Annotated in this window: 20 protein-coding genes; 6 read left to right on the top strand and 14 right to left on the bottom strand. The window is 73.9% G+C overall.

What is annotated here, in order from left to right; genetic code table 11:
- Positions 1–41 precede the first annotated feature (41 nt).
- Positions 42–497 (top strand): hypothetical protein, encoded by a 456-nt coding sequence (locus ACQRUO_RS28045; RefSeq protein WP_428318880.1) that lies wholly within the window; start codon positions 42–44, stop codon positions 495–497.
- 378 nt (positions 498–875) lie between these two features.
- Here the strand turns inward: ACQRUO_RS28045 and ACQRUO_RS28040 are convergent, their stop codons facing one another.
- Positions 876–1,457, bottom strand: a complete 582-nt coding sequence (locus ACQRUO_RS28040; RefSeq protein WP_428318879.1) for a hypothetical protein — start codon at positions 1,455–1,457, stop codon at positions 876–878.
- A gap of 154 nt (positions 1,458–1,611) precedes the next feature.
- On the opposite strand from ACQRUO_RS28040, the gene ACQRUO_RS28035 reads away from it, so the two are divergent.
- The 3 genes from ACQRUO_RS28035 to ACQRUO_RS28025 are packed head-to-tail and all read left to right on the top strand — an operon-like array spanning position 1,612 to position 4,638.
- Positions 1,612–2,697, top strand: coding sequence for an ArsR/SmtB family transcription factor (locus tag ACQRUO_RS28035; RefSeq protein WP_428318878.1), 1,086 nt, complete (start codon positions 1,612–1,614; stop codon positions 2,695–2,697).
- Complete coding sequence (locus ACQRUO_RS28030; RefSeq protein ID WP_428318877.1) at positions 2,690–3,739, top strand: SPFH domain-containing protein; 1,050 nt, start codon at positions 2,690–2,692, stop codon at positions 3,737–3,739. The genes ACQRUO_RS28035 and ACQRUO_RS28030 overlap by 8 nt, the downstream gene beginning before the upstream one ends.
- Positions 3,736–4,638, top strand: a complete 903-nt coding sequence (locus tag ACQRUO_RS28025; protein WP_428318876.1) for a hypothetical protein — start codon at positions 3,736–3,738, stop codon at positions 4,636–4,638. The genes ACQRUO_RS28030 and ACQRUO_RS28025 overlap by 4 nt, the downstream gene beginning before the upstream one ends.
- 12 nt (positions 4,639–4,650) lie before the next feature.
- Here the strand turns inward: ACQRUO_RS28025 and ACQRUO_RS28020 are convergent, their stop codons facing one another.
- The 3 genes from ACQRUO_RS28020 to ACQRUO_RS28010 form a co-directional block, all read right to left on the bottom strand.
- Positions 4,651–5,337 (bottom strand): maleylpyruvate isomerase family mycothiol-dependent enzyme, encoded by a 687-nt coding sequence (locus ACQRUO_RS28020; RefSeq protein ID WP_428318875.1) that lies wholly within the window; start codon positions 5,335–5,337, stop codon positions 4,651–4,653.
- An 84-nt stretch (positions 5,338–5,421) separates the two neighbouring features.
- Positions 5,422–6,348: an ADP-ribosylglycohydrolase family protein gene (locus ACQRUO_RS28015; RefSeq protein WP_428318874.1), complete on the bottom strand. Its 927-nt coding sequence runs from the start codon at positions 6,346–6,348 to the stop codon at positions 5,422–5,424.
- Between the two features lie 118 nt (positions 6,349–6,466).
- A complete protein-coding gene (locus ACQRUO_RS28010; protein WP_428318873.1) occupies positions 6,467–7,624 on the bottom strand; it encodes an agmatine deiminase family protein in 1,158 nt (385 codons plus the stop codon).
- Between the two features lie 127 nt (positions 7,625–7,751).
- Between ACQRUO_RS28010 and ACQRUO_RS28005 the strand changes: the two genes are divergently transcribed.
- Complete coding sequence (locus tag ACQRUO_RS28005; RefSeq protein ID WP_428318872.1) at positions 7,752–8,411, top strand: TetR/AcrR family transcriptional regulator; 660 nt, start codon at positions 7,752–7,754, stop codon at positions 8,409–8,411.
- 11 nt (positions 8,412–8,422) lie between these two features.
- Here ACQRUO_RS28005 and ACQRUO_RS28000 read toward each other — a convergent pair whose 3' ends face one another.
- The 9 genes from ACQRUO_RS28000 to ACQRUO_RS27960 form a co-directional block, all read right to left on the bottom strand.
- Positions 8,423–9,316: a DUF4436 family protein gene (locus tag ACQRUO_RS28000; RefSeq protein WP_428318871.1), complete on the bottom strand. Its 894-nt coding sequence runs from the start codon at positions 9,314–9,316 to the stop codon at positions 8,423–8,425.
- Positions 9,313–10,512 (bottom strand): agmatine deiminase family protein, encoded by a 1,200-nt coding sequence (locus ACQRUO_RS27995; RefSeq protein WP_428318870.1) that lies wholly within the window; start codon positions 10,510–10,512, stop codon positions 9,313–9,315. The genes ACQRUO_RS28000 and ACQRUO_RS27995 overlap by 4 nt, the downstream gene beginning before the upstream one ends.
- Before the next feature lie 194 nt (positions 10,513–10,706).
- Positions 10,707–11,558, bottom strand: a complete 852-nt coding sequence (locus ACQRUO_RS27990) for an ABC transporter ATP-binding protein (RefSeq protein ID WP_428318869.1) — start codon at positions 11,556–11,558, stop codon at positions 10,707–10,709.
- Positions 11,551–12,594, bottom strand: coding sequence for an ABC transporter ATP-binding protein (locus tag ACQRUO_RS27985; RefSeq protein WP_428318868.1), 1,044 nt, complete (start codon positions 12,592–12,594; stop codon positions 11,551–11,553). Before ACQRUO_RS27985 ends, ACQRUO_RS27990 begins: the two co-directional genes overlap by 8 nt.
- Positions 12,591–13,445 carry an ABC transporter permease gene (locus ACQRUO_RS27980; RefSeq protein ID WP_428318867.1) on the bottom strand — a complete coding sequence of 285 codons (855 nt, stop codon included), beginning with the start codon at positions 13,443–13,445 and terminating at the stop codon, positions 12,591–12,593. Before ACQRUO_RS27980 ends, ACQRUO_RS27985 begins: the two co-directional genes overlap by 4 nt.
- Entirely contained in the window at positions 13,442–14,398 is a 957-nt protein-coding gene (locus tag ACQRUO_RS27975; protein WP_428318866.1) for an ABC transporter permease, read from the bottom strand. The genes ACQRUO_RS27980 and ACQRUO_RS27975 overlap by 4 nt, the downstream gene beginning before the upstream one ends.
- A complete protein-coding gene (locus ACQRUO_RS27970; RefSeq protein WP_428318865.1) occupies positions 14,395–16,050 on the bottom strand; it encodes an ABC transporter substrate-binding protein in 1,656 nt (551 codons plus the stop codon). Before ACQRUO_RS27970 ends, ACQRUO_RS27975 begins: the two co-directional genes overlap by 4 nt.
- Before the next feature lie 29 nt (positions 16,051–16,079).
- On the bottom strand, positions 16,080–17,090 hold the full coding sequence (locus tag ACQRUO_RS27965; RefSeq protein ID WP_428318864.1) for an agmatine deiminase family protein: 1,011 nt from the start codon (positions 17,088–17,090) through the stop codon (positions 16,080–16,082).
- Between the two features lie 50 nt (positions 17,091–17,140).
- Positions 17,141–18,301, bottom strand: a complete 1,161-nt coding sequence (locus ACQRUO_RS27960) for an agmatine deiminase family protein (RefSeq protein WP_428318863.1) — start codon at positions 18,299–18,301, stop codon at positions 17,141–17,143.
- Positions 18,302–18,548: 247 nt separating this feature from the next.
- Here ACQRUO_RS27960 and ACQRUO_RS27955 point away from each other — a divergent pair, with 247 nt between their 5' ends.
- Positions 18,549–19,145 (top strand): TetR/AcrR family transcriptional regulator, encoded by a 597-nt coding sequence (locus tag ACQRUO_RS27955; protein WP_428318862.1) that lies wholly within the window; start codon positions 18,549–18,551, stop codon positions 19,143–19,145.
- A gap of 67 nt (positions 19,146–19,212) precedes the next feature.
- Here ACQRUO_RS27955 and ACQRUO_RS27950 read toward each other — a convergent pair.
- Positions 19,213–20,149, bottom strand: a 937-nt coding sequence (locus tag ACQRUO_RS27950; protein WP_428318861.1) for an urease subunit alpha, incomplete at its 5' end; no start/stop codon positions are given.

Genomic DNA, 20,149 nt, shown 5'->3' with positions numbered 1-20,149 from the left:
TCGGTCACCCCGGCGGCGCCGGGCGCGTACCGTGTCCGGGTATGGCAGACGACGGGTCCGAACTGACGCGGGACGAGGTCCTGCGGGCACTGGCCGCCCTGGAGGCCGGGTGGGCGGGTGACGAGCAGGCGCTCGCCGTCCTCGGCGAGCGGGCGCCGGGCGAGCGCGCACTGCCCGCGCTGCTCGCCCTCTACGGCGAGCGGACCCTCCAGGCCCTGCTGACCATCGCCATCAGCGGCCAGGAGACCCCCTCCTCCGAGCAGGCGCTGGCCTGCGCCGACGAACTGGCGCACACCGTGGTCGGCCGGATCAGCGGGGTGCTCGGGCAGGCACTGGAGTCCTGGGCGGCCGGCGCGGGGGACGACAGCGCGGCGGCCTGCCAGATCGCCCGCACGGTGATCGGCGCGATCGCCGCGGTCAGCCAGGACGCGGACGGCGACGACGTGCTCCCCCTGCTGGCCGCCCTGCGGACCCAGACGCTGCGCGAGAGCTGCTGACCGGGCCGGTGGCGGCCCGACCTGCCGTGCCGCCCGGGCCACCCGGAGCAGGCGACTGACCGCGGGGGTCCGGTCGGCGGGGCTACGACGAGGGGTCCGGGCCGCCGCTGCTGCTCTGCCACGGGGCGCCGACCTGGAGCACCTTCACCGACCTCGACGTGGTCGAGCTGCCGGCAGCGCGGCACTTCGTCCAGGAGCACGCACCGGACGCGATCGCGGCGGCGATCGCGAAGCGGTTCCCGTGAGCGGTTCGGCGTGCGATGCCGAACCGGACCCCGGTGCTCGGCTCCCGTCACGGGCAGGGCCCACACTCCCCCGACGCCCCGCCCGCACCCCCGTGACGGGCGGGACGTCGGCGTGGTCCGGCCGGTGGAGCCGTCAGGAGAGCGTCCGGCAGAGGTCCTCCCCCTGGTGCTGCGTCAGGACCTGTGGCTGGTCACCGGGGTGGACCAGCATCCGCACGCCGCCGCTGTACAGGTACTCGCCGGGTGCCAGGTACGGGTCGCCGGGGTGGACGGTGACGCTCAGGTGGGAGGCGGGCGGGATCACCCAGAGGTGGCTGCCGTCGGGCAGGTAGCTGAGGGCGCCGCGGCCGCTCTGGTCCCGGACCACCGTGCGGCCGGTGTCCAGGTTGGTGTAGCTGACCACCAGCGGGCCACGGAAGAGGAGCTTCTTCGGCGAGCCGTCGGGGTAGGTCGCGGCGGTCTTCACCTCCTCGCCGTCCGAGACGATCCCCAGGTGGAGGTGGAAGGAGCAGACCGTACCGGCCGGATCGTCCTCCGGCTGACTGCGGAACGGCCGCCACCCGCCGCCACCCTGGGCGGCGGCGGCCTGGGTGCCCTGGGCCTGCGCTAGGGGCGCGGCGAGCAGCACGGCGGCGGCCGCCAGCGCGGCGACCGGGAGCGCCCGGCGCGAACGGCGGCGGCGCGGGCGGGAGTCGGGGATCGGCAGGTCACGCATGGCATCGCCTCCACGGACGGTGGGAAGGTGTCCGGCGCCTGTCGGGCGGGCCGGGCGGTGACTATCGTCGGTACCCGGCGGGTCGACCGCGATGCTTTCGGCGGGGGCCGAAACCCCGCCGGTCCGGGCGGACCCCGCCGAGGGGGGCATGGGCATGCTGCGGATCCACTTCACCACCGAGGACCTGCTCGGCATCCGCTTCGCCGACGGACCGGCGCCGCTGCTGGAGCTGTCGATGGCCGTCGCGATGCTGCAACGCGACGACACCGACCCGGGGTTCACCCGCTGGCGACGCGGCCTGCGGAGCGCCGGCGCCGCCGCCACGGTGGCCCCGCTGCGCGAGCTGGTGCCGCCCAGCGGGGCCGGGCCGCTCTTCCTCGACCCGCCGAGCGCCGACCTCGACCAGGGCCTGGAGCTGGTGCGCAGCGCCGGAAACGCGCTGGTCCGCCAGGAGCTGACCCGGATCTGCGCGGCCGGGCTCCCCGTCACCCCGCTGCTGCGCCGCCTCGCCGACCAGGACCAGGAGGCCTGGCAGTACCTGGAGACCAGCCTGCGCGCCGCCCACCGGACGGTGATCGGCGACGCCTGGCCCCGACTGCGGGCCGGCTTCGACACCGACCTCGCCTGGCGCACCCGGGTGCAGCGGGAACAGGGGCTGCGCGGCATGCTGGCCGGTCTGCACCCGGGCGGCCGGTGGCGGGACGGCACGCTGGAGTTCCCGGTCAGCAAGGAGTTGGAGGTCCGGCTGGACGGCGGCGGCCTGGTGCTGCTGCCCTCCACGCACTGGACCGGGCGACCGCTGGTCGGCACGTACTCCGGCGAGACGGTCCTGGTCTACTCGGCGCTGACCGCGCTCCCCTACCTGCTGGACGCCGACCCGGCCCCCGGCGCCGACCCCGAGGACCCGCTCGCCGCCCTGCTCGGCCGGACCCGGGCCGGCGTGCTGCGCCTGACGCTGCGTGAACCGACCACCAGTCAGCTGGCCGCCGCGCTGGGCATCGGCCTCGCCTCCGCCTCCGAGCACGCCCGCACGCTGCGCCGGGCCGGCCTGGTCAGCACGGTCCGCGCCGGCCGCGCGGTCCGGCACAGCTGCACCGCCCTGGGCCACCGGATGCTCGCCGCGGCGGCCGCCGAGGGCGCCGCCCCCCGATCGGGCACCAACCATTCTCGTCATATTGACGCTAACCAGCCACATCCTTTATCGTCATCTCGACGAGAAGGAGGCCTTCCTCATGGCTGACATCACCAAGCGCTTCGGTCTGCGGCACCTGCGCGCCACCCCCACCGCCCACATCCGGCACCTGCGCGGGGGCAAGCCGGCCCACGTGGGGACCGGACTGGCCTTCTGGTTCCGGCCGTTGGCGGCGGCGATCTCCGAGGTGCCGGCGGACGACCGGGAGCTGTCGCTGGTCTGCCACGCCAGGACCGCCGAGTTCCAGGACCTGGCCATCCAGGCCACCCTGACCTACCGCATCACCGATCCCGAACTCGCCGCCACCCGGGTGGACTTCAGCATCGACCCGGACACCGGCGTGTGGCGCGGCGATCCGCTGGACCAGCTGGGCACGCTGCTCACCGAGACCGCCCAGCAGCATGCACTGGAGCTGATCGCCCGCACCCCGCTCGCCGCGGCGCTGGCCGACGGGGTGAGCACGGTGCGCCGGGCGATCGCCGAGGGGCTGGCGGGCGACGCGCGGCTGGCCGAACTCGGGCTCGCGGTGCTCGCGGTCCGGATCACGGCGCTGCGGCCCGAACCCGAACTGGAGCGGGCGCTGCGCACCCCGGCGCGCGAGCAGGTGCAGCAGGAGGCCGACCGGGCGACCTACGAGCGGCGCGCCGTCGCGGTCGAGCGGGAGAGCAAGATCGCCGAGAACGAGCTGACCAACAAGATCGAGATCGCCCGCCGCGAGGAGGAACTGGTCACCCGCCAGGGCGCCAACGCCCGCCGCGAGGCGGAGCAGCAGGCCGCCGCCGACCAGATCCGCGCCGAGGCCGAGGCGCTGCGCCGCACCCGCCTGGCCACCGCCGAAGCCGAGGCCGGCCGGCTGCTCGCCGACGCCCAGGCCGCGGCCGAACTGGCCCTGGGCGAGGCCAAGGCCGCCGGTCAGGCCGCCTGGCTGACCGCCCACCAGCAGGCCGGGCCCGAGGTGCTGCAGGCACTCGCGCTCACCCGACTGGCCGAGAACCTGCCGAAGATCGACAGCATCACGCTCACCCCCGACCTGCTGACCGGCCTGCTGGCCCAGCTGGGCCGCCCCGCGCCGACGGGCGGCGACCGATGACCCTCGCCCCGCGGGTCGTGCTGGTCCACCGGCACACCGAGTACCAGGAGTTGCTCGCCCGCCACGGCTCGCGCGGCCAGGCCGCCTTCTTCCTGGCCGGCCGCGGGCGGTCGCTGGACGAGGTGGAGCAGCGCCACCAGCAGCTGCAGGCGGCGCTGAACGCGGTGGCCGGCGCGGTGCCGCTGGACTGGCGGCGCAGCCGGGTCGAGCGCGGCGACCTGGACCGGTTCCTCTTCACCCCCGAGGACCTGGTGCTGGTGGTCGGCCAGGACGGGCTGGTGGCGAACGTGGCCAAGTACCTGACCGGGCAGCCGGTGATCGGGATCGACGCCGAGCCGGGCCGCAACGCGGGCGTCCTGGTCCGCCACCGGCCGACGGACGCCGCCGAGTTGCTGCGCCTGGCCGCCTCCCCGGCGGTGACCGGGCAGCTGGCCGAGCGCACCATGGTGGAGGCGGTGGCCGACGACACCCAGCGCCTGCTCGCGCTCAACGAGGTCTACCTCGGCCAACGCGGCCACCAGACCGCCCGCTACCGCCTCGCCCCGCCCGGCGGCGCCCCCGCCGAGGCGCAGGCCTCCTCCGGCGTCCTGGTCGGCACCGGCACCGGCGCCACCGGCTGGTGCCGCTCCGCCTGGCTGGAGCGCCGCAGCGAGCTGGTCCTGCCCGCCCCCGAGGCGCCCGAACTCAGCTGGTTCGTCCGCGAGGCCTGGCCCTCCCCGGTCACCGGCACCCGCCAGGTCCAGGGCCGCTGCACGGCGGGCGAGGAACTGGCCCTGACCGTGGAGTCGGACCAGCTGGTCGTCTTCGGCGACGGCGTCGAGTCGGACGCCCTCCAGCTCACCTGGGGGCAGACGGTCCGGATCCGGGTGGCCGAGGAGCGACTGCGCCTGGTGCTGTGACCTGATCCGGGGTCAGGGGACCAGCGGCCCGGCCAGCACGCCCAACCCCGCCGCACGGTCCCCGGCCCAGCTCACCGATCCGGTGTCCCGCGGCTTGCGCCCCCACAGCATCAGCAGCAGGTCCTGGGCCGTGCCCGAGACCTCCGCGACCGGCTCACCGGGCCCGTAGGCCCAGGAGCGGCCGGAGTCGGTGGCAGTGATCCGCACGGCCTGCTCGGGACGGGTGGCGGCCCCCCTGGCGATCATGCGGGGCGCCATGGTGTCGAAGACCTCGGCGACCCCGTCGGCGGCGAGCGCCACGTCCATCGGCGTCACCGAGCCGACCGCGTGCTCGGCGTCCCAGCGGTGCATCAGCGTCTCCTGACTGCGACGCCGCCGCCAGAACCCGACCGTGTGCGGCGGGGAGAACGTCCACGCCTCGGTCGCGGGATCGACCGACAGGGCCTCCACGAGCGCGTCCGCCGTCTCGGCGTACCAAGCCCTGAGACCGGCCGGATCCCGGGGTGCGGCGCCCTCGTCATAACTGTCGCCGTGCCCCTCCCGAACGGCCGCGACGACCCACAGGTTCCCCGCCCCCATGTGCACGGCCAGATCCGCCAGGCGCCACCCCCCACAGTGCTCGACCGGAGCGGACAAGTCACCATCCAGCACGGCACCGAACGCATCCAGTTCCCGCCGAAGAACACCCAGGTAATCCATGGCGCCAAGATACCGCCCACCGCCCGCCCGGGACTCGCCGCAAGGAATAAGGGCGAATGTTGCCCGATGCGGCACGAGGAGCCGTCACCCCGCGAGCCGGCGGGCCAGGTCGAGCAGGTCGGGCAGGTGCAGCACGCGGCCGCCGGAGCCCGGCAGCGGCACGTGCAGCGGCTCCGTCCAACGGACCGGGATCGCGTCCAGCCCGTAGCAGGCACCCGCGAGCCCGCCGGTGACCGCCGCGACGGTGTCGGTGTCCCCGCCCAGGTCGATCGCCGCCCGCAGGGCCTCCGCGAAGCTCGTGGTGGTGCGCAGCGCCCAGACCGCGGATCCCAGGCAGGGCCAGACCGCGCCGTTGGCCTCGGTGGCCCGGTCCGGATGCCAGTCGGGGGCCAGGACGGTGGCGTACCGCTGGCGGTGCTCGGCATCGACGAGCGCCAGGGTGGCGGGGAGCGCGGTGAGGGGGTCGTCGCCGGCCAGGGTCACCCGGATGAGTTCGTGGAAGATGGCGGTGCCTTCCCCGGCAGCGCCGTCCCCGTGGGTCAGGGCCGCGATCCGGCGGGCCGCCACCATGGTGGCCGCCGGGCCCGCTGCCGCGAAGTGGACCGCCGAGGTCGCCGCGCGCATCAGCGAACCATTGCCCGCCGCGCGGAGGTTGACCTGGAAGTGCATCGCGGCGGCCAGGTCCCAGGGCTCGCCGTTGGTCAGCACGTCCTCGGTCTGCAGACCGATGTCCTTGGGCTCGGCGCCTGCCCAGCACTGGAAACGGGCGAAGATGTCCGGGAGGTCCAGTCCGCCCCGCTCAAGGAGCGACTCCGCGACCAGCACCGCCATCTGTGTGTCGTCCGTCGCCTCGCCGGGGTCCCAGCCGCCGCCCCCGCACATCTCCCCGCTCCCGGACCCGGGGAAGCGCGCGGAGAACGCCCCCGCCGGCCCGAACTCGAAGGGCGCCCCCAGTGCGTCCCCCACCGCCGAGCCCACCACCGCACCTGCCGCCCGCTGCATCCGCTCCATCGGCGCAGACTATCCCGCACACGCGAGGCGCTCTGGGAGCCCGGCACCGGCCTGGGTGCCAGGGTCCTGGCGGGCGACCGGCGGCGGGGGTGGTGGGCCGCCGGTCGCTGGTGGGGGGTCAGGGGGTGGGCTGCGGCTGGGTGACGCAGTGGATGCCGCCGCCCTGGTTGCCCAGGTTGTCGATGTTGAGTTGGACGATGGTGCGGTCGGGGAAGAGGTTCTGCAGGACCTGGCGGGCGTTGGCGTCGGCCGTGCGGTCGCCGAACTGGGCGGAGATGACCGCGCCGTTGCAGACGTAGTAGTTGGCGTAGGAGTCGACGAAGTTCACGCTGGTCTGGCGGATCAGGTTGTAGTCCGGCGACTGGAGGGCGGTGACCGAGATCGGGCTGCCCGCGGCGTCGGTGGCGCCGGCGAGGGTGTCGTACTGCTGCTGTTCGTCGTCGGACCAGATGTCCGGCGGGTCGGCCGGGTTGGGGGTCTGGACCAGGGCGGCGCCGGGGGCGAGGAAGCGGGAGGTGGCGTCGACGTGGTCGTCGGTGATGTCCTGGCCGCTGATGCCGGGGAACCAGATGACCTGGGCGGCGCCGTAGGCGGCGCACATGGCCTGCTCGATCTGGGTCTGGGTCAGGTTCGGGTTGCGGTCGGGGTTGATGATGCTGCTCATGGTGGCCATCAGGGTCCCCGCGCCGTCGGTCTCGATGGCGCCGCCCTCGCTGACCAGGCCGGCGGGGGTGAAGGCGAGGCCGAGGTGGGCGGCGAGGCGCTGGGCGACCAGGGCGTCGTTGGCGTGCTGGCTCTGGTGGTTGCCCCAGCCGTTGAAGTTGAGGCCGACGGTGTCGAGGCCGCCCGTGCCGTCGGTGCGGAAGACCGGTCCGGAGTCGCGCAGCCAGCAGTCGTCGACGGGGATGGAGCCGATGACGGTGACGTTGCCGTTGGTGCAGGCGCGTCTGGCGGCCGCGACGCTGGCCGCGTTGGCGAGCAGGGAGACGGGCTCGAAGCGGGCGATGGTGTCGGCGATCAGGGCGATGTTCGCCTGCATGCCGGCGAGTTTGCGGCCGTAGATGGCGGTGCTGTCCGGCCAGGCCATCCAGGTGCGGGTGTGCGGGGCGCTGTCGATCGGGACGGCGAACGCGCCTGTTGCGGCGCGGGCGCGGCGGGGGGCGGGGTGGCCGGCGGCGAAGGCCGAGGATCCGGTCGCGACGGTCACGGCGGTGCCGACGGCGGCTAATCCGGCTGCGGCGAGGAAGCTCCGGCGGTCCGGACGGTGGTCGCTCATGTGAGGGGATCTCCTGTCAACTCGCGGTGGGGGTAACGGGATTGAGCAGAAGAGTAAAACTGACCAAGCGCTCGGTCAATTCCTTTGGCAGGATTCGGTGCCGGGCCGCTCGTTACAGTGGTGCGCCATGGCGACTCGTGCGAACGACCAGACCCCCTCCCCCGGTCGGCCACGCGGTTCGGGCAAGGGCGAGCAGACCCGGGCCCGGCTGATCGCGGCCGCCCGCACCCTGCTGGCCGGCGAGAGCGCCGGGCGCTTCACCACCCGCAACGTGGCCGCGCTCTGCGGGCTCTCCCACGGGATGTGCCACTACCACTTCCAGGACCGCACCGACCTGATCGTGGCGGTGATCGAGGACATCCGGCCGGAGTGGATCACCCCGCTGGAGGAGGCGGTGGCCGGCCCCGGCCGGTTCGCCGAGCGCGCCGAGCGGGTGATCGCCCTGCTGACCCGGCCCGAGAGCCCGGACCTGGCGCACCTGCACGCGGCGCTGCACTGGCTGGCGCTGAACGACGAGCGGGTCCGGGCGGGTCTGGAGGAGGAGTACCGGCGGTGGCGCGCCTGCTTCGTCCGGCTGTTCCAGGTGCTCGCCGACGAGCGGGCCGACGAGCGAGCCGAGGAGAGCGGCAGGGAGGGTGGCGGAGACGCGGAGCTGGATCCCCGCCTGCTGGGCGAGTCCTTCGCCGCGGCCGTGGACGGGCTGGCCGCCTTCCAGTCCCTGGAGCCGGAGTTGGCGGCGGAGGCCGTGCTGCGCGCGCTGATGGCCTCGCTCGCCGCCGGGGCGTGACGGTGCCGCCCTCAGGGACCCGCCACCGCCTCCGCCGCTTCCGCCGCCGCGCGTTTGCGGCGTTCCACCCGGAAACCGGCGACGACCGTGACGGCCAGGCTGGTGGCGATGATCGCCTCGGCCCAGAAGAAGGAGACGTAGTCGAAGAGCGACCCGATCGGCGGTGAGCCGGGGGCGGCGTTGCGCATGCCGACCAGGGCGAAGAGGGTGGCGGCCATCCAGCCGAGCGAGGGCCAGACGAGTCCCTGGCCCGCGCGGTAGAGGACCTCGGCGCCGGCCATGACGGCCAGCGCGAGCGCCCACATCGCCGCGATCATGAACCAGGCCAGGATGAAGGTGCTGCGGGCCCGGGACACCCGGGCGTCCAGGTAGGCCGCGCCGGACCCCACGGGGTTGCTGGTGGGCCGGACGACGAAGAACGGGTCGGCGTCGGCGAAGACCAGTCCCACCGGAACGGCCGTGCCCGTGCTGTCCGTCGCGGAGAAGAGCGCGGCGAAGCGGTAGCGGTCGAAGGGGTAGTCGGTGCCGGTGCCGTCGTAGAGGTTGGCCTGCACCGGCTGCGGGGTGGCGGTCTGGCCGGGGCCGGCCCGCAGGTGGGTGCTCGCGGCGGAGTCGGCGGTGATGTCGACCTGGCGGGTGAAGACCGGCGAGTCCGGCGACTCGGCCAGGCTGCCGTGCGGCACCGGCGCGACGTAGAGGGTCAGCTGCAGGGACGTCGGGCTGACGTCCTGTGCGGTGATGTCGAGTTCCACCCAGTCGGGGGTGCTGGGCAGCGCGAGTTCCCGGGTCTGCTGGCGGGTGTCGCGCTCGTCGAGGTAGAGCGCGATGCCCGCGCCGCAGAGCAGCGCCAGCAGCAGCACCACGAGGACGAAGCGGTTCCGGCGCAGCCGGGCGAGGACGGTCACGACCCGGCGACCGCGGGTTGCTGCTGGGTGGCGCAGTGGATGCCGCCGCCACCGGAGGCGATGTGGTTGATGCTCACCTGGGTGACCTTGCGGCCGGGGTGCAGGTCCCCGAGGACGCCGGCGGCGTAGTCGTCGGCGGCCTGGTCGCCGTAGCGCGGCACGATGACCCCGCCGTTGCAGACGTAGTAGTTGACGTAACTGGCCAGGAAGTTCTTGCCGCTGCCCTGGATCAGGTCGAAGTCGGGCTCCGGGAGCTGGACGACCTGCAGCTTGCGGCCCTTGGCGTCGGTGGCCGAGCCGAGCACCTGCAGGGCCTGGTCGGAGGCGGCGGACCAGACGTCGGGCGGAGTGCCGGTGCCGGGGCGGTGCAGCACCACGGTGGCGGGGGCGGCGAACCGGGCCAGCGCGTCGATGTGGCAGTCGGTGATGTCCTGGCCGGCCACGCCCTTGACCCACACCACCTTGGTCACGCCGAAGAGTTGCTCGAAGGCCTGCTCGATCCGGTCGCGGGAGGTGCCGGGGTTGCGGTTGTCGTTCACCCAGCAGCTCTCGGTGGCCAGCAGGGTACCCTCGCCGTCGACCTCGATGCCACCGCCCTCGCCGGTGATCGGTGCCTGGATGCGCGGGATCCCGTAGTGGTCCAGCAGGTTCCGGGCGACCTGGCTGTCGTTGGCGTGGGTCTGCTTGCCGCCCCAGCCGTTGAAGTTCAGGTCGACGCCGGCCAGACCCTGCGGGCCGGTCACGAAGGTGGGTCCGGTGTCGCGGGCCCACAGGTCGTCGACCGTGAGTTCGACGACCTCGACCGAGGAGCCGCACTGCTGCCGGGCCTGGTCGGCCTGGTCGCCGCGGGCCAGCAGCACCACCGGCTCGAAGCCGGCGATGGCCTGCGCCAGGCCGGCGATGTCCCCACGCACGTCCGGGAGTTGGTCGCCCCACACCTCCTCGAGGGCGGGCCAGGCCATGAAGGTGCGGGTGTGCGGCTGCGACTCGACCGGCATCGCCACCCGGGCCGCCGAGGGGCTCGGGCCACCCGGCGCGGGGCTCGGCCCACCTGCTGCGGGGGACGCCCCGGCCGGCGAGGCCGTCGACCCGGCGTCCCCCGATCCGTCCGAGGAGCAGCCGTCGACCAGGGTCAGGGCGGCGAGGCCCGCGCCGGCGCGCAGCACGGTGCGACGGGAGGGGGGCGGGTTCCCCATGACGGCCTCGTTCCGGGTCGGCGGAAGCTCACGTGCTGGCACGATACTGATCGGGCCGGCGGGATTCGGGGCGGCGCACGCCGCCGTCCGGGCGATTCGGCCCCGGGTCCGCCGTCATCGAGGACCGGGAGCGGGGCCGGGACCGGGAGCGGGACCGGCACCGGGAGCGGGAGCGGGAGCCGGGCCGGCAGCGGCTACAGCGCACGGCGTGCGGCGGCGATCCGCTGCGGGTCCCAACCGGGCCGCGGCACCGAGTCCAGCAGCAGCCGGGTGTACGGGTGCCGCGGCGCCGCCAGGACCTCCGCGGTGCGCCCGGCCTCGACGATCCGGCCGTGCCGCAGCACGACGACGTCCTCGGTCACGCAGCGGACCACACCGAGGTCGTGGGTGATGAACAGGTAGCCGATCCCGGTCTGCTCGCGGATGTCGGCGAGCAGGTTGAGGACCTGCGCCTGCACCGAGACGTCGAGCGCGGCGACGGCCTCGTCGAGCACCAGCACGGCCGGTTGCACGGCCAGCGCGCGGGCGATGGCGACGCGTTGGCGCTGGCCGCCGGAGAGGTGGCGGGGCAGCGCCTCGGCCGCCTTGCTGCCGAGGCCCACCTGGTCGAGGAGTTCGGCGACCCGGTGGCGGTGGTCGGTGCCGGGGAAGTGCAGGCGCAGGGTCTCGCGCAGGGCGGCCCCCACCGCGGTGCGCGGGTCGAGCGAGAGGAAGGGGTCCTGGAAGACCAGCTGGACCTGCCGGGCCCGGGCCAGCCGGTGGGCCTTGCCGCGGACCCGCTCGGTGCGGTCGCGGCCGTGCAGCAGGACCCGGCCGGCGTCGGGGCGTTCCAGGCCGACGATGATCCGCGCGGTGGTGGTCTTGCCCGAACCGGACTCGCCGACGATCCCGAGCGAGCCGCCGGCGGCGAGGGTGAAGGAGACGTCGTCGACGGCCCGCACGGCACCGTACGTCCGGCGCAGGCCGCTGACCTCGAGCAGCGGCCCGGACGGCGGCGGCGCGGGCGACAGCGGTTCGGAGCGCGGTTCGGACAGCGGTTCAGACATCGGCGGCGCTCCCCTCGAGGCGGTCACTGTGGTGGCAGGCGGCCAGGTGCTCGGGCCGGCCCGGTGCGGCCTGCGGCTCGGGGGCCGTCTCGCGGCAGCGATCGGTCGCGAGGCGGCAGCGCTCGGCGAACGCACAGCCGGTCAGCTCGCGACGCAGGTCGGGCGGTTGGCCGTCGATGGCGGCGAGCCGGCCGCCGGGGGCGTCGGGACGCGGGGTGGCGGCGAGCAGGGCGTGGGTGTAGGGGTGGCGGGGGGCGGTGAACAGCACCTCCGCCGGGCCGGTCTCCACGATGCGCCCGGCGTACATCACGTAGACCCGGTCGCTGATCGCCGCGGCCAGGCCCAGGTCGTGGGTGACGAAGAGCAGCGCGGTGCCGAAGCGCCGCTGGAGCTCGCCGAGCAGCGCGACGACCTCGGCCTGGCTGGTGACGTCCAGGGCGGTGGTGGGCTCGTCGGCGAGCAGCAGGACGGGATCGCCCATCAGCGCCGCGGCGATGACGACGCGTTGCAGCATGCCGCCGGAGAGCTGGCCGGGGTGGCGGGCGAGGACCGCGTCGGTGAGTCCGACGGCCGCCAGCAGCTCGGTGGCGCGCCGGGTGGCGGCCGCCTGGTCCATGGCGCCGGTGAGGCGGACGGCCTCGGTGAGGAAGTCGCCGATCCGGCGCACCGGGTTGACCGCGGCGCGCGGGTCCTGGAAGACCATGGCGACCCGGCCGGTGCGCAGGGCGCGCAGCTGCCGCAGGTCCATGGTCAGCACGTTCTCGCCGGCGACCCGGACCTCGCCGCCGCGCTCGGCGCCGGTCGGCAGCAGGTGGAGCACAGAACGGGCGGTCAGCGTCTTGCCGGAGCCGGACTCGCCGACCAGCGCGACGGTCTCCCCCGCCGCGATGTGCAGGTCGACGCCGTCCAGGACGGGCCGGGCGGTGCCGGGCAGGCGCAGCCGCAGGTCGCGGATGTCGAGGGTGCGGGTCGCCGCCGGTGTCGGTGTGGGTGGCGGTGTCGGTGTCGGTGGCGGTGTGGGTGTGCTGCGGGTCATCGGTCCCTCCTGGCGACCTGGTCGGCCCAGCGCTCGCCGACGACGTTGAAGGCGACCACCGTCAGCACCAGCGCCAGGCAGGGCAGGATCGCGGAGAGCGGGTAGCCGCGCTGGATGGCGGTCTGGCCGTCGAAGACCATCCGGCCCCAGTCCGGGGTCAGCGCCGGGACGCCGAGCCCGAGGTAGGAGAGGCCGGCCAGGTCGATCAGGGCGTAGCCGAAGTTGATGGTGGCCTGGGCGAGGACGACCGGGGCGATGTTGGGGACGATGTGGCGCAGGCAGATCTGCAGCGCGGAGTGGCCCTGGACCTGGTGCGCGGCGACGTAGGGGCGCGCCCGTTCGGCGAGGACCAGGGAGCGGGCCAGGCGCGAGACGTAGGGCAGGTAGGCGATCGCCAGCGCGATGACCGGTGCCAGCAGGCCCTCGCCGTAGACGGAGACGACGAGGATGGCGAGCAGCATCCCGGGGAAGGCGAAGACCAGTTCGGTACTGCGGGAGAGCACCGAGTCCAGCCATCCGCCGCGCCAGCCGGCCGCCACACCGACGGCCAGGCCGGCGAGGGTGGAGAAGGCCACCACCCCGAGCGGCCCGAGCAGCGAGCTGCGCGCGCCGAGCAGCAGCCGGGAGAGCGTGTCGCGCCCGGCGGCGTCCACCCCGAGCAGGTGGTGCGCGGACGGCCCGGCGAGCACGCTGCCCAGGTCGACACTGTTGGGGTCGCTCGGGGCCAGCCAGGGGGCGAGCAGCGCGGCGAGCACCACCAGCACGGCGAAGGCGAGGCAGGCCCGGGCGAGCGGCTGCTTCGGGGTGCGCAGCCGGGCCGGGCCCGGGCGCCGGGTGAGGACGGTGGTCATCCGGACCTCCGGGCGCCGAGGGTGATCCGCGGGTCGACCAGCGGGTGCAGCAGGTCGACGATCAGGTTCACGGTCATGAAGAGGGCGACGACGATCAGCGAGATCGCCTGTACGGTCGGGAAGTCCTTGGTGGTGGTGGACAGTTCGAGGAGCTGGCCGATACCGCCGATGCTGAACGCGGACTCCACCAGGACGGTGCAGATGATCAGGGTGGAGACGATCAGGCCGCCGGTGGTGAGCACGGTGCCGAGCGCGTTGCGGAAGACGTGCCGGCGGATCACCTGCCGCTCCGGCACCCCGCGGCTGCGGGCGACGGTCACGTGCTCGCTGTCCAGCTGTTCCAGCATGGCGGCGCGGGTGACCCGGGCGAGCATGCCGATCAGGTAGAGGGCGAGCGCGACGGCGGGCAGGGTGAGGTGCCGGAGCATGTCGAGGAAGCCGTGGCCGGTGCCGGTGGTGGGGAACCAGCCGAGGCGGATGGCGAACAGGCCCTGCAGCAGCACGGCGGCGACGAAGGACGGGGTGCCGACCGCGAGCGTGGTGGTGACCAGGATCGCCGAGTCGGTGGCGCCGCCGCGCACCGCACCCACCCAGCCAAGCACCAGGCCGGCGACGACCACCAGGACCAGCGCCATGGCGACCAGCAGCAGCGTGCTGGGCAGCCGGTCGGCGAGCAGCCGGGAGACGTCGGTGCGGTACTCGATCGAGCGCCCGAAGTCGCCGTGCAGCAACTGGTCCAGCCAGCGCAGGTAGCGCAGGTAGAACGGGTCGTCCAGGTGGTACTCCGCGCGGATCGCCGCCAGCGCGGCCGGCGAGGCCGAGCGCCCGGAGAGCAGGAAGCTCGCCGGATCGCCCGGTGCCAGGTAGAGCGCGCCGAAGATCACGAAGGAGGCGCCCAGCAGGGTGGCGGCCATCTCCAGCAGCCGCCGCAGGGCGAAGCGCAGGAAGCTCACCTGGCCGCCCCCACGTCGGCCGCCCACGGGTAGTACAGGTAGCAGATGGTGGTCGGGGCGCCGGTGATCCGCTTGTTCAGGAAGAGCGAGGTGGGCCACTCGGCGACCGGGATCCACAGCACCTGGTCCGCGGCCTGCTGGTTGAGCTTGGCCTCCACAGCCAGCCGCTGCGCCGGGTCGTAGGCGGCGGTGACCTGCTGGACCAGGTCGTCGTAGGACTTGTCGCTGTAGCCGGCGTAGTTCTGGTAGCCGCCGGTCTGGAAGTTGGTGAGCAGGTCCATCGGGTCGGTGATGGACAGGTAGTAGGTCTCGGGGAACATGTCGATGCCCTCGCGGGCCTTGGGGTCGGTGAAGAGCGCGGTGAAGGCGTTCGGGGCGATCGTCTTCAGCCGGATGTCCAGGCCGATCTTCGCGCCCGCGGACTGCACCGCGGTGGCCAGCAGCGAGACGTCCTGGCCGATCGAGCTGGTGGCCATGGTCAGCGTCTTGCCGGTCGCCCCGGCCTGCTTGACCAGCGCGGTGGCCTGGGCGAGGTCGGCCGCAGTGGGCGGCAGCTGGGCGAAGGCGGCCTGCTGGGCGGCGGGGTCGGCGGCCCAGGCGGCCTTGGCGGTGAGCGAGTCGGTCGCGGTGCCGGCGCCGCCCAGGCCGCTGTCGACGAAGCCCTGGCGGTCCAGCGCCAGCGACAGCGCCTTGCGCACCCGGACGTCGCCGAGCGGGCCCTGCATGTTGGTGATGTCGACGTTGACGGTGCTCAGGCCCTCGCCGTAGTAGAGCGTGCCGACGCCGCTGTTCCGCAGCCGGGCGTAGCTCTCGGAGGGGATCAGGTAGCCGCCGTCGACCTCGCCGGTGAGCAGCGCGTTGGTGCGGGCGGAGGGGTCGGTGAGGAAGTCGAAGGTGACCTTCTTCGCCTTGGCCCTGGTGCCCCAGTAGTCGTCGAAGCGGTCCAGCTCGAGGGACTGGCCCTTGTTCCAGGTGCCGAGCCGGAACGGGCCGGTGCAGTCGAGGCTGCCGCTGGTGCCGTAGTCCTTGCCCGCCGCCTGCACGCCGTGCGCACTGGCGACCACGCCCGCGGTGGTGGCCATGTACTGGATGAACTGGGAGTCGGGGGTCTTCAGTTTGACGGTGACCTGGAGCGGGCCGGTCGCCGTGATGCTGTCGACGTGCTGGAAGACGCTGGCCCAGGCCCCGCCGGTGGCCGGGTCCAGCTGCCGCTGCAGGCTGAACACCGCGTCGGCGGCGGTCATCGTGCTGCCGTCCTGGAACTTCACGTCCGGGCGCAGGTCGAACACCCAGGTGCTGGGGTCCGGGTTGGTCGCCTTCGCGGCCAGGCCCGGCTCCTCCTTGAGCTGCGGCGTCCACCGCATCAGGCTCTCGCAGACGTTGGAGAGGATGGTGTTCTGCGGGTAGTCGAAGGCCTGGAGGTAGTCCAGGGTGGGCGGTTCGGCGTACAGCGCCCAGCTGAACGAGTCGAGCTCGCCCTTGGCCGCGGGCGTGCCGTCCGAGAGGGTGACGGCGGTGCGGGCGCCGCCGCCCTGCTGCGGCGGGCCGGCGCAGGCGGCCAGCAGCGCGAGGGCGCTCAGCGCGGCGGCGGCCAGGCCGAGCCGGCCGACCGGGCGCGCGGATCTGCCGGGTGGGGGCACGGTGGGGGTCATCTTCGCTCCTTGACCGTCGGGGAGGGGTGTCAGGCTCCGGTGCGGGCGGCGGGGAGTTGCTGGGTGATGCAGTGGATCCCGCCACCGCCGTAGGCGATCACCCGGGTCCGCACCCCGACCACCTCGCGGTCCGGGCAGGCGGCGGCCAACACGGCCACGGCGCCCGCGTCCTCGGGGTGGTCGGCGATCGGCACCACGACACCGCCGTTGGCCAGGTAGAAGTTGAGGTAGCCGACCTCGGTGCGCCGCCCCGCCACCTCGACGAAGGCGGCCTGCGGCAGGTCGATGATCTCCAGCGGCCGGCCCTGGGCGTCGGTGGAGTGCTCCAGCACCGCGCGGTTGGCGCGCATCCGGGCGTGGTCCGGGTGCTGCGGGTCGGCCGGGAGCTGCACGACGACCCGGCCCGGGGCGACGAAGGCGCACACCCCGTCCACGTGGCCGTCGGTCTCGGTGTCCAGCAGGCCGCCGTAGGGCAGCCAGATCACCTTGCGGACGCCGAGCCGGGCCTTCAGTTCGGCCTCGATCTGCGCGCGGTCCATCCCCGGGTTGCGGTTGGGGTGCAGCAGGCACTGCTCGGTGGTGATCAGGGTGCCCTCGCCGTCGACGGTGACCGCGCCGCCCTCCAGGATCATCTCGGAGCGGATCGCCGGCAGGCCCAGGCGCTCCAGCAGCAGCGCGCCGATCCGGTCGTCGGCGTCGTAGGGGTGGTGCTTGCCGCCCCAGGCGTTGAAGCGGAAGTCGACACCGGCGCGGCGGCCCTGCTCGTCGAGGACGAAGAGCGGTGCGCTGTCGCGGAACCAGGAGTCGTCCATCGGCAGCTCCACCACCTCGACGTCCGCGCCGCACAGGTCGCGCGCCTCGGCGCCGTGGCCGGGCGGCGCCGCCATGGTGACCGGCTCGAACCGGGCGATGGCGCGGGCGACTTGGGCGTACTCGCGCTTCGCCTCGGCCAGCGTCTCGCCCCACAGGTCGGGGCGGACGGGCCAGGCCATCAGGCAGCCCTCGTGCTCGGTCCACTCGGCGGGCATGCGGAAGGTCATCGGGAGCCCTTCTGTTCGTTCGCGATTGCTGGGCAAGGGAGTTGGGCGCTTCAGGCGGCGGGCGGAACGGCCGGCTGGGACTGGGTGGCGCAGTGGATGCCGCCCCCGCCGCTCGCGATGGTGTCGATGGCGACCTGGACGACGTCCCGCCCGGGGAACTCGGCCTGGAGGATCGCGTAGGCCGTGGCGTCCGCGCCACCGTCACCGAACTGCGGGACGAAGACGGCGCCGTTGGCGGTGTAGAAGTTGGTGTAGCTGGAGAGGAAGTCCTTGCCGGTGCCGCGGATCAGGCTGCGGTCCGGGCCCGGGAGCTCCACCACGGTCAGGGCGCGCCCCTGGGCGTCGGTGGCGCTCTGCAGGACCTGCTTGGCCTGCTGGTAGACGTCGATCCAGAGCTGCGCGGTACCCGGGCCCGGCCGGTCGAGGACGACCCGGCCCGGCGCGGTGAACCGGGCCAGGCAGTCGACGTGGTCGTCGGTGATGTCCTGGCCGGCCAGGCCGGCGAGCCAGATCACCTTGTCCAGGCCGAGCGTGGACTTCAGCGCCTGCTCGACCTGGTCCTGGCTCATCCCGGGGTTGCGGTTGGCGTTGACCAGCGAGCTGACGGTGGCCAGCAGGGTGCCCTGACCGTCCGTCTCCAGCGCGCCGCCCTCGCCGGTGAAGGACGCGCGGATCCGGTCCACGCCGAACTCGGCGAGCAGGCCCGCGGCGACCGCCGCGTCCTCGGCGAACGGCTGGTAGTACGGGGTGCCGGTCTTGCCCCAGCCGTTGAAGCCGGTGTCGACGCCGGCGATCGCGCCCGGACCGGTGACGAAGGTCGGGCCGAAGTCGCGGATCCACAGGTCGTCGTCGGCGAGCTCCAGGACGGTGATGGCGTAGGCGGCGCCGGGGCCGCAGGCGTAGCGGGCGTCGGCGGCCTGGTCGGGGCGGGCGATCAGGACGACCGGCTCGTAGCGCGAGATCTGGTAGGCGAGGTTGGCGATGTCGCCGCGGACCGCGCCGAGTTGGTCGCCCCAGATGGAAGCGAGGGCGGGCCAGGCCATGAAGGTGCGCTCGTGCCGGTCGGTTTCCGCGGGCATCCGCAGCGTCGGGGTGCCGGCCGGTGCCGCGGCCCGGGCGGGGGCGGCGAAGGCGGCGCCCAGCGCGGCCAGCGGCAGGGCCGCGGCGCCGAGCTGCAACAGGCGGCGCCGGGAGGTGGTGGGGAGGTGCATCGAAGCTCCCTGATGGGGGTCGGGAGGCGGGGTGTGCCCCGCATCCTGCTGCAAACTGAAAATTCAGTCAAGAGATCGCGCAAGCGAGCGGGTCGATCGCTTCGAACCAGCCCAGTCGCTGAGCTCGGGCGTGCGTGATCCAGCGCTGTCCGGCGGCACTTCGCCTTGCGCTGGCATCGTTCGCATCCTGAGAATCAGGTCAGTAAATTGCTCACACCGCGCCGTCGGCCGGGTACAGTGGGGGATCGTGTCGGACCGTCGAACAGAGATACTCAAGGCCGCGACCCGGGTGATCACCCGGCGCGGCGTGCGCGGACTGCGGGTGGGCGAGCTGGCGGCGGAGGCGGGTGTCTCGACCGCGCTGATCTACTACCACTTCACCGACCGCGCCGGGATCCTGCGCCGAACCCTGGAGTTCATCAGCGACCGCGCCGATCGCTACACCGCCGAACGGCCCGCGGAGCAGCGCCCCGACGACCCCCGGGCCGACCTGGCGCAGGTCCTGCTCCTGGAGCTCCAGGACCTCCCCGAGGTGCGCGAGAACAGCACCGCCTGGGGCGAGTTGAGAGCCAGCGCGATCTTCGAGCCCGAGCTGCGCGAGGACCTGGCGAAGGCCACCCACACCTGGGTCCACGAGATCGCCGAACTGCTCGCCCGCGCCGACCCTGGCGGCACCGCCCCGGCGCACGCGGCGGCGGCCGAGCGGCTGACCGCGCTCGTCGAGGGCCTCAGCATCCGCTGGCTCAGCGGCTCGCTGCCGCTGGACCACGCACGCCGGCTCCTCGCGGGCGCGATCGACGCCGAGCTGACCGCCGGGGAGCGCAGCAGCCGGCCGGCGGGCTGACCGGACAGTCAGCCGCTCGGCGGTCCAGCCGCGCGGCAGCCCGTTCGGCGACTCAGAGCTCGGCGGCTCAGAGGAAGTACAGCCGGCTGAGCGGCACCCGGTCGGCGGGCTGCGAACGCAGCGCCGCGCCGTCGAGGGAGACCGTGCCCGTGCGGTGGTCGACGTCCACCGCTCCGGTGCGGGCGTTGCGGACCAGGTCGCGCGGGCCGATGCCGCGGGTGCCGCGCACGGCGACCCGCCGCCGACGCGTCGTCATGACGTCGTAGGGGCGGCCCGCCGAACCGGACTCGGCCGCGGCCCGGCTGACGAAGGCGACCGACAGATCGGCGGGCGTCGCACCGTGCCCACCGAACAGCGGCCCGTACACCAGCGGTTGGCAGCTGTCGGTGGCGGCGTTCGGATCGCCGGTCACACCGTAGGCGGGGAAGCCCGCCTTGAGCACCAACTGCGGTTTGGCACCGAAGAACGCGGGCCGCCAGAGCACGATGTCGGCCAGCTTGCCGATCTCGATCGAGCCGACCTCGTGCGAGAGGCCGTGTGCGATGGCGGGGTTGATGGTCAGCTTGGCGATGTAGCGCAGCACCCGCGCGTTGTCGTCCTCGGGGCCGTCACCGTCCAACGGCCCGAGCTCGGCCTTCATCTTCCCGGCGACCGCGAAGGTGCGGCGCACCGTCTCGCCGGCTCGGCCCATGCCCTGGGCGTCGGAGGAGGTGATGCCGATCATGCCGAGGTCGTGCAGGACGTCCTCGGCGCCCATGGTGCCCGCGCGGATCCGGTCCCGGGCCATCGCGGCGTCGCCGGGCAGGTCGGTCTTCAGTGCGTGCACCGAGACGATCATCCCGTAGTGCTCGGCGACCGCGTCGCGGCCGAAGGGCAGGGTAGGGTTGGTGGAGGAGCCGATGACGTTGGCGACGCCGGCCATCTTGAGGACGTTGGGGACGTGGCCGCCGCCGCAGCCTTCGATGTGGAAGGCGTGGATGGTGCGGCCGTCCAGGACGGCGAGG

Source organism: Kitasatospora sp. LaBMicrA B282, assembly GCF_050325825.1.
Classification (GTDB): domain Bacteria; phylum Actinomycetota; class Actinomycetes; order Streptomycetales; family Streptomycetaceae; genus Kitasatospora.
Note: the sequence above shows the minus strand (reverse complement) of the source record. Positions and strands in the feature narration are given on the sequence as shown.

Coding starts and splice junctions, on each gene's coding strand:
- ACQRUO_RS28030 (WP_428318877.1), top strand. CDS start 2,690: ATGGCTGACATCACCAAGCGCTTCGGTCTGCGGCACCTGCGCGCCACC.
- ACQRUO_RS28035 (WP_428318878.1), top strand. CDS start 1,612: ATGCTGCGGATCCACTTCACCACCGAGGACCTGCTCGGCATCCGCTTC.
- ACQRUO_RS27960 (WP_428318863.1), bottom strand. CDS start 18,301: ATGCACCTCCCCACCACCTCCCGGCGCCGCCTGTTGCAGCTCGGCGCC.
- ACQRUO_RS27990 (WP_428318869.1), bottom strand. CDS start 11,558: ATGTCTGAACCGCTGTCCGAACCGCGCTCCGAACCGCTGTCGCCCGCG.
- ACQRUO_RS27965 (WP_428318864.1), bottom strand. CDS start 17,090: ATGACCTTCCGCATGCCCGCCGAGTGGACCGAGCACGAGGGCTGCCTG.
- ACQRUO_RS28025 (WP_428318876.1), top strand. CDS start 3,736: ATGACCCTCGCCCCGCGGGTCGTGCTGGTCCACCGGCACACCGAGTAC.
- ACQRUO_RS28045 (WP_428318880.1), top strand. CDS start 42: ATGGCAGACGACGGGTCCGAACTGACGCGGGACGAGGTCCTGCGGGCA.
- ACQRUO_RS27995 (WP_428318870.1), bottom strand. CDS start 10,512: ATGGGGAACCCGCCCCCCTCCCGTCGCACCGTGCTGCGCGCCGGCGCG.
- ACQRUO_RS28015 (WP_428318874.1), bottom strand. CDS start 6,348: ATGGAGCGGATGCAGCGGGCGGCAGGTGCGGTGGTGGGCTCGGCGGTG.
- ACQRUO_RS28010 (WP_428318873.1), bottom strand. CDS start 7,624: ATGAGCGACCACCGTCCGGACCGCCGGAGCTTCCTCGCCGCAGCCGGA.
- ACQRUO_RS28020 (WP_428318875.1), bottom strand. CDS start 5,337: ATGGATTACCTGGGTGTTCTTCGGCGGGAACTGGATGCGTTCGGTGCC.
- ACQRUO_RS27970 (WP_428318865.1), bottom strand. CDS start 16,050: ATGACCCCCACCGTGCCCCCACCCGGCAGATCCGCGCGCCCGGTCGGC.
- ACQRUO_RS28040 (WP_428318879.1), bottom strand. CDS start 1,457: ATGCGTGACCTGCCGATCCCCGACTCCCGCCCGCGCCGCCGCCGTTCG.
- ACQRUO_RS27980 (WP_428318867.1), bottom strand. CDS start 13,445: ATGACCACCGTCCTCACCCGGCGCCCGGGCCCGGCCCGGCTGCGCACC.
- ACQRUO_RS28005 (WP_428318872.1), top strand. CDS start 7,752: ATGGCGACTCGTGCGAACGACCAGACCCCCTCCCCCGGTCGGCCACGC.
- ACQRUO_RS27985 (WP_428318868.1), bottom strand. CDS start 12,594: ATGACCCGCAGCACACCCACACCGCCACCGACACCGACACCGCCACCC.